The organism is Jannaschia sp. Os4 (genome assembly GCF_016820245.1).
GTDB lineage: Bacteria > Pseudomonadota > Alphaproteobacteria > Rhodobacterales > Rhodobacteraceae > Jannaschia.
Genome location: NZ_JAFCAR010000004.1, coordinates 867,219 through 883,106, shown reverse-complemented (window position 1 = coordinate 883,106; position 15,888 = coordinate 867,219). Strand labels below are relative to the sequence as shown.

The 15,888-nt window shown below is 72.8% G+C and carries 17 protein-coding genes; 16 read left to right on the top strand and 1 reads right to left on the bottom strand.

The window, feature by feature from the left end; genetic code table 11:
• The first annotated feature begins 127 nt into the window (after window positions 1-127).
• The 10 genes from JQC91_RS13390 to JQC91_RS13345 all read left to right on the top strand — a co-directional run bounded on the left by JQC91_RS13390 (window position 128) and on the right by JQC91_RS13345 (window position 8,025).
• Window positions 128-1,660: an acyl-CoA carboxylase subunit beta gene (locus JQC91_RS13390; protein ID WP_203287377.1), complete on the top strand. Its 1,533-nt coding sequence runs from the start codon at window positions 128-130 to the stop codon at window positions 1,658-1,660.
• A gap of 83 nt (window positions 1,661-1,743) precedes the next feature.
• Complete coding sequence (locus JQC91_RS13385; RefSeq protein WP_203287375.1) at window positions 1,744-2,646, top strand: hypothetical protein; 903 nt, start codon at window positions 1,744-1,746, stop codon at window positions 2,644-2,646.
• A gap of 43 nt (window positions 2,647-2,689) precedes the next feature.
• Window positions 2,690-2,863, top strand: a complete 174-nt coding sequence (locus tag JQC91_RS13380) for a hypothetical protein (protein WP_203287373.1) — start codon at window positions 2,690-2,692, stop codon at window positions 2,861-2,863.
• A 67-nt stretch (window positions 2,864-2,930) separates the two neighbouring features.
• A complete protein-coding gene (locus tag JQC91_RS13375) occupies window positions 2,931-3,317 on the top strand; it encodes a DUF6497 family protein (protein ID WP_203287371.1) in 387 nt (128 codons plus the stop codon).
• Between the two features lie 446 nt (window positions 3,318-3,763).
• Window positions 3,764-3,904, top strand: coding sequence for a hypothetical protein (locus JQC91_RS13370; RefSeq protein ID WP_203287369.1), 141 nt, complete (start codon window positions 3,764-3,766; stop codon window positions 3,902-3,904).
• Window positions 3,905-3,986: 82 nt separating this feature from the next.
• Entirely contained in the window at window positions 3,987-4,343 is a 357-nt protein-coding gene (locus JQC91_RS13365) for a hypothetical protein (protein WP_203287607.1), read from the top strand.
• A gap of 330 nt (window positions 4,344-4,673) precedes the next feature.
• Window positions 4,674-4,862, top strand: a complete 189-nt coding sequence (locus JQC91_RS13360) for a lipoprotein (RefSeq protein WP_203287367.1) — start codon at window positions 4,674-4,676, stop codon at window positions 4,860-4,862.
• 141 nt (window positions 4,863-5,003) lie between these two features.
• Window positions 5,004-7,052 carry an acetyl/propionyl/methylcrotonyl-CoA carboxylase subunit alpha gene (locus tag JQC91_RS13355; RefSeq protein ID WP_203287365.1) on the top strand — a complete coding sequence of 683 codons (2,049 nt, stop codon included), beginning with the start codon at window positions 5,004-5,006 and terminating at the stop codon, window positions 7,050-7,052.
• The gene (locus JQC91_RS13350) at window positions 7,049-7,417 is read left to right on the top strand and encodes a hypothetical protein (RefSeq protein WP_203287363.1); all 369 of its coding nucleotides are present in this window, start codon (window positions 7,049-7,051) and stop codon (window positions 7,415-7,417) included. The genes JQC91_RS13355 and JQC91_RS13350 overlap by 4 nt, the downstream gene beginning before the upstream one ends.
• A complete protein-coding gene (locus JQC91_RS13345) occupies window positions 7,414-8,025 on the top strand; it encodes a hypothetical protein (protein ID WP_203287361.1) in 612 nt (203 codons plus the stop codon). Before JQC91_RS13350 ends, JQC91_RS13345 begins: the two co-directional genes overlap by 4 nt.
• 57 nt (window positions 8,026-8,082) lie before the next feature.
• On the opposite strand, the gene JQC91_RS13340 is transcribed toward JQC91_RS13345, so the two are convergent.
• Window positions 8,083-8,589, bottom strand: coding sequence for a DUF4174 domain-containing protein (locus tag JQC91_RS13340; RefSeq protein WP_203287359.1), 507 nt, complete (start codon window positions 8,587-8,589; stop codon window positions 8,083-8,085).
• A gap of 171 nt (window positions 8,590-8,760) precedes the next feature.
• On the opposite strand from JQC91_RS13340, the gene scpA reads away from it, so the two are divergent.
• Genes scpA through JQC91_RS13310 form a run of 6 tightly spaced genes read left to right on the top strand, consistent with a single transcriptional unit; the run spans window position 8,761 to window position 15,834 of the window.
• Window positions 8,761-10,905 (top strand): methylmalonyl-CoA mutase, encoded by a 2,145-nt coding sequence (scpA, locus tag JQC91_RS13335; RefSeq protein ID WP_203287357.1) that lies wholly within the window; start codon window positions 8,761-8,763, stop codon window positions 10,903-10,905.
• Window positions 10,902-11,390, top strand: coding sequence for an MAPEG family protein (locus tag JQC91_RS13330; protein WP_343069975.1), 489 nt, complete (start codon window positions 10,902-10,904; stop codon window positions 11,388-11,390). The genes scpA and JQC91_RS13330 overlap by 4 nt, the downstream gene beginning before the upstream one ends.
• A 55-nt stretch (window positions 11,391-11,445) precedes the next feature.
• Window positions 11,446-12,528 (top strand): AI-2E family transporter, encoded by a 1,083-nt coding sequence (locus JQC91_RS13325; protein ID WP_203287355.1) that lies wholly within the window; start codon window positions 11,446-11,448, stop codon window positions 12,526-12,528.
• 3 nt (window positions 12,529-12,531) lie between these two features.
• Window positions 12,532-13,227, top strand: a complete 696-nt coding sequence (locus JQC91_RS13320; protein WP_203287353.1) for a chromosomal replication initiator DnaA — start codon at window positions 12,532-12,534, stop codon at window positions 13,225-13,227.
• Between the two features lie 52 nt (window positions 13,228-13,279).
• Window positions 13,280-15,490 carry an RNA degradosome polyphosphate kinase gene (locus JQC91_RS13315; protein ID WP_203287351.1) on the top strand — a complete coding sequence of 737 codons (2,211 nt, stop codon included), beginning with the start codon at window positions 13,280-13,282 and terminating at the stop codon, window positions 15,488-15,490.
• Complete coding sequence (locus JQC91_RS13310; RefSeq protein WP_203287349.1) at window positions 15,487-15,834, top strand: hypothetical protein; 348 nt, start codon at window positions 15,487-15,489, stop codon at window positions 15,832-15,834. Before JQC91_RS13315 ends, JQC91_RS13310 begins: the two co-directional genes overlap by 4 nt.
• Window positions 15,835-15,888 lie beyond the last annotated feature (54 nt).

Here is a 15,888-nt window from a genome sequence, read left to right as displayed (position 1 = left end):
GGATGCGCGCACAGGCGGGTGTGCGGCCGACCCGATCCAACGCATCCCCGCCCCGGCGGGGTTCCGGGCGCACTTTTCTTGCGCGCCGCCCCCGTGTAGGCCGGACGCACGTAGGGGAGGGGCCGCGATGAAGGACATCCACGACCAGATCGAGGCCCGCCGCGCCGCCGCCCGCTCCGGCGGGGGGCAGGCCCGGATCGACGCCCAGCACGGGCGCGGCAAGCTCACCGCGCGGGAGCGGATCGAGCTGCTACTCGACGACGGCTCCTTCGAGGAGTTCGACCAGCTCAAGGCCCACCGCGCGGTGGACTTCGGCATGGCCGACACCAAGCCGCCGGGCGACGGGGTCGTCACCGGCTGGGGCACGATCAACGGGCGCCTCGTTTACGTGTTCAGCCAGGATTTCACGGTGTTCGGCGGCTCGCTGTCGGAGACCCACGCCGAGAAGATCTGCAAGGTGCAGGACATGGCGCTGCGCAACGGCGCGCCGGTCATCGGGCTGAACGACTCGGGCGGCGCGCGCATCCAGGAGGGCGTGGATTCGCTGGCGGGCTACGCCGAGGTGTTCCAGCGCAACGTCGACGCGAGCGGGGTCATCCCGCAGATCAGCGTCATCATGGGGCCCTGCGCGGGCGGCGCGGTCTACTCGCCCGCGATGACGGACTTCATCGTGATGGTGCGCGACACCTCCTACATGTTCGTGACCGGCCCCGACGTGGTGAAGACCGTCACCAACGAGGTCGTCACCGCCGAGGAGCTCGGCGGCGCCGCCACCCACACCAAGAGGTCGGGCGTGGCCGACGTGGCCTTCGACAACGACGTCGAGACCTTGGCCGAGGTGCGCCGCCTGTTCGACTTCCTGCCCCTCAACAACCGCGACGGGGTGCCCACGCGGCCCTTCTTCGACGACCCGGACCGGGCCGAGCCCGCGCTGGACAGGCTGATCCCGGCGAACCCGAACCAGCCCTACGACATGCGCGAGGTGATCGGCGCGCTGGCCGACGAGGGCGACTTCTACGAGATCAAGCCGGACTACGCGGGCAACATCCTGACCGGGTTCATCCGCATCGAGGGGCGCACGGTGGGCGTCGTGGCCAACCAGCCGATGGTGCTGGCGGGCGTGCTCGACATCGACTCGTCCCGCAAGGCCGCGCGCCACGTCCGGTTCTGCGACGCCTTCGAGATCCCGCTCCTGACGCTGGTGGACGTGCCCGGCTTCCTGCCCGGCACGGCGCAGGAGTACGGCGGCGTCATCTCGCACGGGGCGAAGCTGCTCTTCGCCTACGCCGAGGCGACGGTGCCCAAGGTCACAGTCATCACCCGCAAGGCCTATGGCGGAGCCTACGACGTGATGGCGTCCAAGCACCTCAAGGCGGACTTCAACTACGCGTGGCCCACCGCCGAGATCGCGGTGATGGGGGCCAAGGGCGCGGTCGAGATCATCCACCGCAAGGATCTGGGCGACGCCGAGAGGATCGCCGCGCACGTGGCCGATTACGAGGCGCGCTTCGCCAACCCGTTCGTGGCCGCCGAGCGCGGCTTCGTGGACGAGGTGATCGAGCCGCGCAGCACCCGCAAGCGGGTGGCGCGCGCCTTCGCGAGCTTGCGGACCAAGCGGCAGGAGCGTCCGTGGCGGAAGCACGGCACGATCCCGCTCTGACGCGGCGCGCGGGACACGGGCGGACGCCGCCCCGCGCCGCCCCCCTTCGGCCCGGCGGGACGGCGCGCTAGGCCTGCGGCCCGATGCGCGACGTCCTCCTCATCTCGGTCTCCGGCGGGATCCTTATCCTCGCCGTGGTGGCGTGGTTCGTGCGCGACGACCTCGCGGCGGATCTCGGGCCCGCGCTGGAGGCGTGGACGACCGCACGCCCCGAGGCCGCACGCCCGCCCACGCCCTCGGCTGAGCGGGCCGACCCCGCCGCCGACCCCGCCGCCGACCCGCCCCCGCCGCCCGCCTCCGTGGGCACGGCGCCGACCCTTCGCCCGCAGCCGCCGCGCCCCGCGCCGGGACCGCCCGCGCCCGCCTACGACCCCGCCGCCGTGACGAGGCTGCCGGCGACGCTCGCCCGGACGGACAGCTTGGTTGACGGGCACCGCCGCACGCGGGTGGAGGCGCGGGCCTTCGGCGCGAGCCGCTGGACCGAGGCCGACCTGCGCCGCCGCGCCGAGGCCGTCTGCGCCGCGACGGTCGCGCAGCGCGCCGCGCGCGGCGGCCCGCCCGTCTTCCGGGTCGACGCGCGGGTCGGGCCCGAGACCTCCAGCCCGCCGATCCCGGTGACGGTCCGGCGCGACGGCTGCGTGCGCGTCCCCGCCCCGCCCGCGCCGGTCCCGCTGGTGCTCTCGCCCGATCTCGCGCACCTGCCGGTGATCTCCATGGCGGTCTGGCGCTACGGGCCGGGGCGGGCCGTGCGGGTCGGGCTGGGCGGCGGCGGCCCCGTCTCCGCGCCGGAGGCGGGGGCCGTCTGCCGGGCGTTGCGCACGGAGCGCGACCACGCGCCGGACCTCGTGCGCTGGTCCTTCCGGTCCGGCGTGCTGATCGTCAGCCGGGGCGGGCGGGACCATGTGCTGACCGCGGGCGGCCCGGTCGAGGACGCCTGCCGCCCCATCGGCACGATCTCCGACTACGGGCCGTTCCCCGAGGAGTGAGGGGGGGATCGGAACCGCGCGGGGGCCGACGGGTTTGGCCGGCATGAAGCCCCCGGTCCAGACCCCCGCCGCCCCCGCCATCGACGCCCCCGTCGCCCTGCGGGGCAACGCCCCCGCGCCCTATCACTGGGACGAGTACGACGGCGCCCGCGCCGCCGGGATCGTGGGCCGCTCCGGCGTGACCCGCGAGCAGCTCAAGCGCCTCATGGGCCGCTGAGCCCGGCGTCGCTTGACGCCTCCGCCGCGCCGCGCGACCGTCCGCGCGACCCGCACCCGGAGGTCCCATGACCCGCACCCTCGCGCCCGTGCTCGCCCTCGCCGCCGCGCTCGCGCCCGCCGCCGCCGCCGCGCAGGGCGCGCCCTCGGGGCAGGCCATGGCGCTCTGGCAGGTGCTGTTCGAGCGGGTCGGGTCCGAGAGCCAGATGGTCCTGCGGTTCCTCGCGCCCGGCATCGCGGAGGGCTACGGGCAGGAGGCCGCGCTGGACGACCTCGACTGGCTCTGCGACGCCCACGCGGTGCCCCTCGCCGCCACCCCCTACGCCCGCGCGGACAGCGTCGTGGTCACGCTCATGGACCGCCCCGTCCCGCGCGGGACGACCGATTCCGAGGCGACGCAGTTCTTCGGCCTCTACGGGATCGACGCCGGGGCCTGCGCCCCGCAGGAGTACTAGGGGGGGGAGGGGGGATGGAACACGTGGCCCGCATCGCGCATTGGTTGTGCATCGGGCGGCATCGGGCCGTCCGTCCACTACGGGAGACCGCACAATGCGCACCGCCATCAAGTCCGTCCTGATCCTCGGCTTCGTCGCCACGCTCGCCGCCTGCGCCCAGCAGGAAGAGGAGATCGTCATCATCGACCCGATCGAGCTGCCCAAGTCCTGATCGGTCCCGCCCGCGCCGGGAACGGCATGTTTCCGGGCGGGCGACAATGTGGCGGGCGTGGGGCGCGGCGTGTGCCGTGCCCCACGCCCCCTCCGGCGATTGCGGCGTTTCCGGGGCAGTCGCACCGACCCCCCGCAGCCCTTGATATGGCGATCCCAGGCCCCCCGCTCGGGGGGCTTCGCATGTCGGGCGCCCCCAGGATTCACGGACGCCCGGCCCCACCAGGAGACCCGAGATGTCCAAGATCGCCAAGCTGGTCGTCCTCGCCGGTGCCGCCGCCGCCCTGTCGGGCTGCTTCCTGCGGTCCCAGCCCGAGGAGATCGTGATCGTCGAGCCCGCCCCCGTGGTGGTGGAGCCGGTCCAGACCAAGTACTGACCCTCGCGTCGGGGCGGGCGTCCGCGTCCGCCCCGCGCATCCCGTCGCCGCTGCCAGAGGTCGCCGCATGGCCTTGCCGTACATGACCAAGCACCGCGGCTTCCCCGGCCGGATGCCGGGCACCGACTTCCAGTTCACGCTCCGCCGCGCCAACCCCAAGGGCGCCACGCCGCTCGTCGCGCGGGAGCGCTACCGCGACCGCCGCCCGCTCGACCGCATGGCCGACTCGGCCTTCCTCGCCGCCCTGTGGGAGGCGTTCGGCGCAGAGCCGTTCGAGCGCGGCAACCTCGACGCGGGCCGCCTGTCGTGGCTCCTCGGGCGCGAGGTCGTGCCGGCGGACGACCCCTTCGACCCCGCCGACTACGAGGCGATGCTCCGCATCGACGAGCCGCGCGCGCGCGCCAGCTTTCCCGAGGCGTTCGAAGGGGATGGCGGATAGGCCACGGTCGTGCCGTCCCCGTCACGCGGTCGGCGCGCCCCCGCCCGCGCCCGCGCGGTTTCGGCATGCAACCGCCGACCTGCCCCTAGGTCAACGAATCGCCTTTGGCGGGAGGCGCGACCGGCCCATGCTCGCCCCATCGGGTGGTCCCGATCCCCTCTGGACCGCCTGATACGACTGGAACCGTACCCCTTCCCCTGCCGGGCGGTGAGTGTGCTCACCGTCCGGCATTTTTCCACCGTCATTCGATATCGGCCCGTTTCGCACTAGGACCGGTCGGGACGATCAGGCACTGATTCGTCCATCGAGCACCCACAAAGAGAGACCACCATGAAGAAGATCGTCCCCGCCATCCTGGCCACCGCCTTCCTCGCCGCCTGCAACACCTCCGGCGACCTCGAGCGGGGCATCATCGGCGCGGGCCTCGGCTGCGCCGCCGGCGAGATCATCCGCGACGGCAACTGCGTCGCGGGCGCCGTGGTCGGTGGCACCGCCGGCGTCATCTCCAACGACATCTGATCCCCGCAGCGGGATGCGAGGGGCCGCCCGGCGACGGGCGGCCCCTTTCGTTCGCGCCATCACCCGCGACGCAATCTTGCGCGCCCGCCCCGCCCCGTGCAGGGGAGGGGGGAAGTCCCGACGGGACCTTGGGGAGGGACCATGTTCGACAAGATCCTGATCGCCAACCGGGGCGAGATCGCCTGCCGCGTCATCAAGACCGCGCGGCGCATGGGCATCCGAACGGTCGCCGTCTACTCCGACGCGGACGCGAACGCGCTGCACGTCCGCATGGCCGACGAGGCGATCCACATCGGCCCGCCCCCCGCCGCCGAGTCCTACATCGTCATCGACCGGATCATGGACGCCATCCGCGAGAGCGGGGCGCAGGCCGTCCATCCCGGCTACGGCTTCCTGTCGGAGAACCCGCTCTTCGCCGAGGCCTTGGAGAGGGCGGGCGTCGCGTTCATCGGCCCGCCCAAGGGCGCCATCGAGGCGATGGGCGACAAGATCACCTCCAAGAAGATCGCGCAGGAGGCGGGCGTCTCCACCGTCCCCGGCCACATGGGCCTGATCGAGGACGCCGACGAGGCCGTCCGCATCTCCCGCGAGATCGGCTATCCCGTGATGCTCAAGGCCTCCGCCGGGGGCGGCGGCAAGGGGATGCGGATCGCGTGGGACGACGACGACGCCCGCGAGGGGTTCCAAGCCTCCAAGAACGAGGCGAAGGCCAGCTTCGGCGACGACCGCATGTTCATCGAGAAGTTCGTCACCCAGCCGCGCCACATCGAGATACAGGTGCTCTGCGACCAGCACGGGAACGGCATCTACTTGGGCGAGCGCGAATGCTCGATCCAGCGCCGCAACCAGAAGGTCGTGGAGGAGGCGCCCAGCCCCTTCCTCGACGAGGCCACCCGCAAGGCCATGGGCGAGCAGTCCGTGGCCCTCGCCAAGGCCGTGGGCTACGCCAGCGCGGGCACGGTCGAGTTCATCGTGGACGGCGACCGCAACTTCTACTTCCTCGAGATGAACACGCGGCTGCAGGTCGAGCATCCGGTGACGGAGCTGATCACCGGCGTCGACCTCGTGGAGCAGATGATCCGCGTGGCGGCGGGCGAGCCGCTGTCGATGACCCAAGGCGACGTGACCTTGGGCGGCTGGGCCATCGAGTCCCGCCTCTACGCCGAGGATCCCTACCGCAACTTCCTGCCCTCCATCGGGCGGCTGACCCGCTACCGCCCGCCGGAGGAGACCGCCGCCTACGCCCCCGGCACCGCGCCGGGCTACGCGGGCGACGTGGTCGTGCGCAACGACACCGGCGTCTACGAGGGGGGCGAGATCAGCATGTTCTACGACCCCATGATCGCCAAGCTCTGCACGTGGGCGCCCGACCGCACGGCCGCCATCGACGCGATGGCCGACGCGCTCGACCGGTTCGAGGTCGAGGGGATCGGCCACAACCTGCCCTTCCTGTCGGCCGTCATGGCGCACCCGAAGTTCCGCGCGGGCGACATGACCACCGCCTTCATCGCCGAGGAGTACCCGGACGGCTTCGCGGGCGTGGACCTGCCCGACGCCCGTCTGGAGGAGATCGCGGCCTGCGCCGCCGCCATGCACCGCGTGGCCGAGATCCGGCGCACCCGCGTGTCGGGGCGCATGGACAACCACGAGCGCGTGGTGGGCGACGACTGGGTGGTGACGCTCTGCTGGCAGGGGGCGGAGGCCTGCGAGCTGCGGCACCGCTGCCGCATCGAGGCCGACCGGCAGGGCGCGACGGTGCAGGTCGGCGACCGCGCCGTCCGCGTCGAGGGCGCGTGGACCCCCGGCGACAGCTTGGCCGACATGACCGCCGACGGCACGCCGCTCGCGCTCAAGGTCGACAAGATCACCTCCGGCTTCCGCATCCGCCACGCGGGCGCCGACCTCGCCGTCACCGTCCGGTCCCCGCGGCAGGCCGAGCTGTTCGCGCTGATGCCGGTCAAGGAGGCGGCGGACACCTCCAAGCTGCTGCTCTGCCCGATGCCGGGCCTCGTGGTCCGCATCGACGTCGCCGAGGGGCAGGCCGTGGAGGAGGGGCAGGCCCTCGCCGTGGTCGAGGCGATGAAGATGGAGAACGTCCTGCGCGCCGAGCGGAAGGGCACCGTGTCGAAGGTCCGCGCCGGCGCGGGCGACAGCCTCGCGGTGGACGACGTCATCATGGAGTTCGAGTGACGCCCATCCGGGCATGGGGCGCGTGGCTCGCCGCAGCCGCCTTGGGTCTCGTCGCGGCATGGGCGGCCTTCGTCCTCACGGGGCAGACGATGCTGACCCGCCCCACCGCCGGGAGCTTCGTGATGCAGGTCGTCGCCGTTCCGATGGGGGCGCTGGCCGCCTTCGCGGTCGTCTGGACGCTGGCGACGGGGCGCGTCCTGCGGGGGCGATTCTGGCTCTGGGGGACGCTCGTGGTGATGGCCGCGTGGTTTGGGGCCATCGCCGCCGCGTTCCTCCTGCGGATCGACGTTCCCGCGGCGATCGCGTTAGGCGGGGCGCTCGCCCTCGCCATCTCGACGCGCCTGCCGCTGCGCGCGGCCCGGTGACCGACGCGCTGGACCCCCGCCTCTGGCAGGCCCTGATCGCGGGCGGTGTGGTCGCGCTCGGCTGGCTGGTGAACGGCTGGCGCGTCCGCACGGATGCCCGGCGGATGCGGGCCGAGCGGCTCCGCGACGCGCACAAGGCGCTGTTCGCCGAGATCAGGGACGTCTGCGCGGCCTACTGGAAGGAGGGCGAGGCCGACGCCTTCGCCTCCGCCATCGTCGCGCGGATGCGGGCCGAGCCGGACTTCGTCCCCTTCGTCCCGCGCGAGGTGCACGGCCGCGTCTTCGAGGCGATGCTGCCCCAGATCGACGTGCTGCCGCGGCAGACCATCGACGCCATCGTCGCGTTCTACGCGCTCGTGGCCTCCATCCAAGGGCTGGCCGAGGACATGCGGGGGGCGGGCTTCGCCACGATGGGGCAGGGGCGGCGGATCGCGATGATCGAGGACTACGTCGCGCTGCGGCGCCGGGCCTTCACCTACGGGAAGCGGACGCTCAAGCTGATCTCGGCCTACGCGGACGGGGGCGCGCCCGCGGCGGAGCGGCTGCTCGCCCGGTTCAGTAGGCCGGACGCGGACCGTTCGTCCCCGGAGGGTTCGGGAACGGCGTGAGCGGGACGTCGGGATCGGGTTCCATGCCCTACATATAGGGACGCCCGCCGCCCGCCGCTAGCCGTCCGCCTCCGCATCGGCCGCCGCGCCGGCCACCGGGCGGATCGTGTCGCGGTCGCGCGGCTCGCGCAGCTCGCGCTGGCGGAGCGGCATCTTGTCGATCGAGCGGCTCAGTTCGCGCGCCGTCCACGGCAGCGGCTTGCGCAGCTCCACCTCGCCGTCCTTGCCGATCAGCACCATCATGAAGCCCCGCGGGCGCAGCATCTGGCGCAGGTCCGAGCCGGAGCGCGGATCGGTGTCCGTCACGATCACGACGTCGCGCTCCACGAGGCGGTCCTGCTGGGACAGGAGCTCCTCCATCTGCTCCTCGAAGGCGGGATCGAGCGGCGAGTTGGCGAACACCACCACGGGGCGGGCCAGCCACTCGAACTCCGCGAGCGAGACGTCCGCGGCGTCGAGCACGACGGTCGGGTCGGCGACCCACGCCTCGACGGGGGAGAGGTCGGTCTGGGCGGCCGCCGGGGCGGCGGCGAGGGCGGCGAGGAGGAGCGGGATGCGTATCATGTCACGACAGCATATAGACACGCGGGACGCGCTTGCGAGGCCTCCCCCGGCGCCGACGCGGGGTCGTGGATCGGGGGTCCGCGCGGCGGTTGCGGATGCTGCGGTGCAGCGACACTATATGTCCCGGAGATGGGCCGATCCGACTCGGTCGTTGCCCGGCGGGATGGGAGGATGGCGATGAAGGACACCGATCCGAAGGGGGCGTGGACCGCCCGGGCGGAGGCGGAGCTCCGGGGGCGCCCGCTCGACGACCTGACGTGGGAGACGCTGGAGGGCATCCCGGTCCAGCCGCTCTACACCGAGGCCGACCTCGACGGCGTGACCCATCTGGGCGGCGTCCCCGGCGAGGCGCCCTACCTGCGCGGCCCCAAGGCCACGATGTACGCGGGCCGCCCGTGGACCATCCGCCAATACGCGGGCTTCTCGACGGCCGAGGAGTCGAACGCCTTCTACCGCAAGGCGCTTGCCGCCGGGCAGCAGGGCGTCTCGGTGGCCTTCGACCTCGCCACCCACCGCGGCTACGACAGCGACCACCCCCGCGTGGTGGGCGACGTGGGCAAGGCGGGCGTCGCCATCGACTCGGTCGAGGACATGAAGGTGCTGTTCGACGGCATCCCCTTGGGCGAGGTCTCCGTCTCGATGACGATGAACGGCGCGGTGATCCCCGTGCTGGCCTCCTTCATCGTCGCGGGCGAGGAGCAGGGCGTGGACCGCGCCAAGCTCTCGGGCACGATCCAGAACGACATCCTCAAGGAGTTCATGGTCCGCAACACCTACATCTACCCGCCCGCGCCCTCGATGCGGATCGTGGCGGACATCATCGCCTACACGGCGGACGAGATGCCCAAGTTCAACTCCATCTCGATCTCCGGCTACCACATGCAGGAGGCGGGCGCCGACCTCGTGCAGGAACTGGCCTTCACCTTGGCCGACGGGCGGGAATACGTGCGCGCCGCGCTTCGGAGGGGCATGGACGTGGACCGCTTCGCGGGGCGGCTGTCCTTCTTCTTCGCCATCGGCATGAACTTCTTCATGGAGGCCGCCAAGCTGCGCGCCGCCCGCCTGCTGTGGCACCGCATCATGTCGGAGTTCGAGCCGAAGTCCGAGAAGTCCTCCATGCTGCGGACCCACTGCCAGACCTCCGGCGTCTCGCTGCAGGAGCAGGATCCCTACAACAACGTCGTCCGCACCGCCTACGAGGCGCTGGCCGCCGTCCTCGGCGGGACGCAGAGCCTGCACACCAACTCCTTCGACGAGGCCATCGCGCTGCCCACCGAGAACTCGGCCCGGATCGCGCGCAACACGCAGCTGATCCTCCAGCACGAGACGGGGGTGACCAAGGTCGTCGATCCCTTGGCCGGCTCCTACTACGTCGAGAAGCTGACCCACGACCTCGCCGAGGCGGCGTGGGCGCTGATCGAGGAGGTCGAGGCGATGGGCGGCATGACCGAGGCGGTGGCCTCGGGGATGCCCAAGCTCCGGATCGAGGAATCGGCGGCCCGGCGGCAGGCCATGATCGACCGGGGCGAGGAGGTGATCGTCGGCGTCAACAAGTACCGCCGCGAGACCGAGGACGAGATCGACATCCTGATGGTCGACAACGAGGACGTCCGCCGCCAGCAGGTCGCCAAGCTTGAGCGCATCCGCGCCGCGCGGGACGAGGCCGCGTGCAAGGCGGCGCTCGACGCGCTGACCGAAGGGGCGAGGGGCGACGGCAACCTGCTCGCGCTGGCGGTCGAGGCGGCGCGGACGCGGGCCACGGTGGGGGAGATCAGCGATGCCATGGAGGCCGTGTTCGGACGCCACCGCGCCGAGGTGCGGACCCTGAGCGGCGTCTACGGCTCGGCCTACGAGGGCGACGCCGGCTACGAGGCGATCCAGCGCGACGTCGAGGCCTTCGCCGAGGAGGAGGGGCGGCGCCCCCGGATGCTGGTGGTGAAGATGGGGCAGGACGGGCACGACCGCGGCGCCAAGGTCATCGCCACCGCCTTCGCCGACATCGGGTTCGACGTCGACATGGGGCCGCTCTTCCAGACGCCGGAGGAGGCGGCGCGCGACGCCATCGACAACGACGTCCACATCGTCGGCATCTCGTCGCAGGCCGCCGGGCACCGCACGCTCGCGCCCAAGCTGATCGAGGCGCTGCGCGCCGAGGGGGCGGGCGACGTGGCCGTCATCTGCGGCGGGGTGATCCCGGCGCAGGACTACGGGTTCCTGAAGGACGCCGGCGTGGCCGCGATCTTCGGGCCGGGCACGAACATCCCCGAGGCGGCGGCGGAGGTGCTTCGGATCGTGCGGGCGCGGTCCGCCGGGTGAGCGACCGCGCGCTCGTCGCCCTCGGCATGCTCGGGGGCGCGCTCTGGGCGATCGCGGTCGTGGCGACCGGCGTGTCGTGGGGCGGCGGCTGGTCGCTGCCGGCGGCGATGGCGGCGGGGCTGCTGCCCGTGGGCCTCGTGCTGGCGGCGATGATCGGCGTGCTGGCCGCGCGGCGGTTCCGCGACGACGCGCTGCGCGACGGGCGGCCGATGCCGGAAGACCCGACGCAGCGGGTGCTCTCCAACACCGTCGAGCAGACGGTGCTGGGCCTGTGCCTCTGGCCCTTCGCGGGCTGGGTCGTGGGGACAGACCTCGCCGTGGTGCTCGGCTGGTCCTTCGCGCTCACGCGGCTGATCTTCTGGGCGGGCTACGTCCGCTCGCCCCCCCTGCGCGCCTTCGGCTTCGCGGCGGGGTTCTATCCGACGCTGCTGGCGACCGGGGTCGGGATGGTCGAGGCCGCGCGGACGGTCGGCACCTACCTTTAGCCACCTTGCGCCGCGCCGCCGGCCCGCGCACATGGGCTTCCGGAGGGACGCATCCATGGCACTGCCCGCGCGCAAGCAAGTCACCTACTGGGGCCTCGCCGCCGCCGCGTTCCTGCTGCTGCTGTGGTTCCTCGGGCCCGTGCTGCTGCCGTTCCTCGTGGGCGGCGCGATCGCCTACATGCTCGACCCGCTGGCCGACCGGCTGGAGCGCCTCGGCCTGCCGCGGGCCGCCGCCACGGCCGTGATCACGCTGGTGGGCGTGGGGCTCTTGGCGCTGCTGGTCCTGTTCCTCGTGCCGACCCTAATCCGGCAGGGCGCGGCGCTGGCGCAGGCCGCGCCGGAGTACTTCGACGCCCTGCGCGAGTTCGCCCGCGCGCGCTTCCCCAACCTGATGGAGCCGGACGGCGCGATCACCCGCGGCCTCGACGCCGCGCGCGACTTCATCCGCGAGCGGGGGGCGGAGCTGGCGCAGACGGCGGCGGGCTCGCTGCTCGGCGTGGTCAACGCGCTGGTCTTCGTCCTCGTGGTGCCGGTGGTCGCGTTCTACATGCTGCTCGACTGGGACAACATGATCGCCCGGATCGACGACCTGCTGCCGCGCGAGCACGTGGGCACCCTGCGCCGCCTCGCGCGGGAGCTGGACGAGACCTTGGCCGGCTTCGTGCGCGGGCAGGGGACGGTGTGCCTGATCCTCGGCACGTTCTACTCGGTCGGGCTGATGCTGGTCGGGCTGCAGTTCGGCCTGATCGTGGGCGCGGTGGCGGGGCTGCTGACCTTCATCCCCTACGTGGGCGCGATCATCGGCGGCGGCCTCGCCATCGGTCTGGCCCTGTTCCAGTTCTGGGGCGAGTGGGTGTCCATCGCGCTGGTTGCGGGCATCTTCTTCGCGGGCCAGTTCCTCGAGGGGAACATCCTGACCCCCAAGCTGGTGGGCGAGAGCGTGGGCCTGCACCCGGTCTGGCTGCTGCTGGCGCTGTCGGCCTTCGGGGCGGTCTACGGCTTCGTGGGCATGCTGGTCGCCGTGCCCGTGGCCGCGATGATCGGGGTGATCGTCCGGTTCCTCGTCTCCGAGTACAAGGCGAGCGCGCTCTACACCGGGCGGGGCGAGTCGCTGGCCGACGACGACGCGCGGGGCTGACGCATGGCGCAGCTCAGCTTCGACCTGCCCCGCCGCGAGGCGACGGGCCGCGCGGACCTCATGGTGACGGGCGCCAACGCCGAGGCGCTCGCCCTGCTCGACGGCGGCGCGTGGCCGGAGGGGCGGCTCGCGCTGGTCGGGCCGGAAGGGGCGGGCAAGTCGCACATGGCGGCGATCTGGGCGGAGGAGGCGGGCGCCCGCGTCCTGCGCGCCGTCGAGGGCGACCCCGTCGCGCTGGCGGGCGCCCCGCTGGTGGTGGAGGACGTGGACCGCTGGCTGGCGTGCGGCGGCGACGGGACGGCGCTGTTCCACCTGCTCAACGCCTGCCTCGCGGCGGGCACGCCCCTGCTCCTGACGGGACGGTCGGCGCCCTCGGAGTGGCCCACGGACCTCCCGGACCTCGCCTCGCGGCTGGCGGCCACGACCCCGGCCACGCTGCGCGCGCCCGACGACGTGATGCTGTCGATGCTGCTGGTGAAGCTGTTCGCGGACCGCCAGCTCCGGGTCGGCCCCGCGCTGGTGGGCTGGCTGCTGCCGCGGATGGAGCGGTCGCACGCCGCCGCGCTGCGGGTGGTCGAGACGCTGGACGCCGCCGCGCTGGCGCGGGGGCAGGAGGTGGGGGTGCCGCTCGCCCGCGAGGTGCTGGGCGGGCAGGGCGACCTCTGGGGCGATCTGGACAGCGGGGGGGCGCCTGCATAGGTTGTGGTCTTCCGTCACGTCACCGTCGCAGGAGGAGGCTAGCCGCCCGTCCATGAAGGACTCCGTCGCCCCCATCCCCGCCGCCGACTTCCTGCACGCCCCGCGCCCCGCGCCGGTCGCGCCGGACGAGGGCTTCGACGCGGACGGGCCGTCGCGCTTCTTCAACCGCGAGCTGTCGTGGCTGGGCTTCAACTGGCGCGTGCTGGAAGAGGCGGAGAACCCGCGCGTGCCCCTGCTGGAGCGGCTGCGCTTCCTGTCGATCAGCGCGGCCAACCTCGACGAGTTCACCACCGTGCGCGTCGCCGGCCTGCGCGAGCTGGCGCGCGCGGGCAACGCGACCCCCGCCGTGGACGGGCGCACGCCCGCGCAGCAGCTGGCGCTGATCGACGCGGACACCGCCCGCCTGCTCGACGCGCAGCAGCGGGTGTGGTGCAGCCTGCGCGAGGAGATGGAGGGCGAGGGCATCCGCCTGCTCTCGGCGGACGACCTGTCGGAGGACGAGCGCGGCGACATGGCCGCCCATTTCGTCGAGCAGGTGTTCCCGATCCTCTCGCCCTTGGCCATCGACCCGGCGCACCCGTTCCCCTTCATCCCCAACGCGGGGCTGGCGCTGGCCGTGGACCTGACGCGCCGGGCGGACGGGCGGCCCCTGCGCGCGCTGCTGCCCGTGCCGCCGCAGATCGACCGCTTCATCCGCCTGCCCGACGACGTGTCGGAGGACGGGGACACGATACGCTTCCTGCCCTTGGACGAGCTGCTGCTGATGCAGATCGAGCGGCTGTTCCCCGGCTACACGCTCTCGGGCCACACCCTCTTCCGGGTGCTCCGCGACAGCGACCTCGAGGTCGAGGAGGAGGCCGAGGACCTCGTGCGGGAGTTCGAGACCGCCCTCAAGCGCCGCCGCCGGGGCGAGGTGGTCCGCATGAAGATGACCGCCGGCGCGCCCCCCGCGCTGCGCGCCGCCATCGTCGAGGAGATCGGCGTGGCCGACCACGAGGTGACCGAGGTGGACGGCTTCGTCGGCCTCGCCTCGCTCTCGGAGCTGGTCGTGTCGGACCGCCCCCACCTGCTCTGGCCCGCCTTCGCGCCGCGCGTGCCCGAGCGGGTGCAGGACCACGACGGCGACCTCTTCGCCGCCATCCGGCAGAAGGACATGCTTCTGCACCACCCCTACGAGACGTTCGACATGGTGGTCCGCTTCCTCAAGCAGGCCGCCGCCGACCCGAACGTGGTGGCGATCAAGCAGACGCTCTACCGCACCTCGCGCGACAGCCCGATCGTCGCCGCGCTGGCCGAGGCGGCGGAGACGGGCAAGACCGTCACCGCGCTGGTCGAGCTCAAGGCCCGCTTCGACGAGGCTGCCAACATCCGCCAGTCCCGTCTGCTGGAGCGGGCGGGGGCGCATGTCGTCTACGGCTTCGTCAACTGGAAGACCCACGCCAAGATCAGCACCGTGGTGCGCCGCGAGGGGGACCGGCTGGTCACCTACACCCATTTCGGGACGGGCAACTACCACCCGATCACCGCGCGCATCTACACGGACCTGTCGCTCTTCACCTGCGACGCGGGGCTGGGGCGCGACGCGACCAAGGTGTTCAACTACATATCCGGCTACGCCCCGCCCGCAGGGCTGGAGAAGCTGGTCATCTCGCCCACGGGGATGAAGGCCTTCCTCCTCGACCGCATCGCGGCCGAGGCCGAGCACGCCCGCGCGGGCCGCCCGGCGGCGATCTGGGCCAAGGTCAACTCGCTGATCGAGCCGGACATGGTCGACGCCCTCTACGCCGCGTCGCAGGCGGGCGTGGAGATCGACCTCGTGGTGCGCGGCATCTGCGGGCTGCGGCCCGGCATCGCGGGCCTGTCCGAGAACATCCGGGTGAAGTCCGTAGTGGGCCGCTTCCTCGAGCACAGCCGCATCGTCTGCTTCGGCAACGGCGGCGGGCTGCCGTCGCGCCGGGCGCGGGTGTTCATCTCCTCGGCGGACTGGATGGGGCGCAACCTCAACCGCCGGATCGAGACCTTGGTGGAATGCGCCAACCCCACGGTGAAGGCGCAGATCGTCGATCAGGTCATGGCCGCCAACCTCGCCGACGTGGCGCAGTCGTGGACGCTGGGCCCGGAGGGCGCGTGGACGCGGGCGCCCTTGGAGGGGATCGAGCGGCCCTTCTCCTGCCACCGCTTCTTCATGGAGAACCCGTCGCTCTCGGGGCGGGGCAGCGCGGGCGCGGCGGACGTGCCGGAACTGACCCACGCGGCGGAGTGAGAGCGCTCCTCTTGGCATGTTGTATCATGGTCGGCCCGCCCGCTTCGGCGTGCCTGCCGCGTGCCGAGGCTGCGTTCGCCGCGCCCGACCCCGTGGCCGCGCTCGACGCGGCTCTGTCCGGGCTGCGCTGCGACGTGGACGCGCTCATCATCCTCCTCGAGGCGCGGGGCTGGGACTGGACAGGCGAGGAGGTTGCGCTCGTGACCCTGCCCGGCGGTATCGAGCGCGACGCGGCGCATCACTTCTGTCGCCCGCGCCCCGCGCTGTTCCGGTCGCGCTGCGAGAGGCGCCTGTCGGTCAGCCTCCGGGACGGACGTGTCGTCCGGGTCGGCCCGTTCCTCTGAACCGCCGCCCCCCTCCCGCGTTGACCGGACGCGCGGCCCCGTGCCACGGGACTC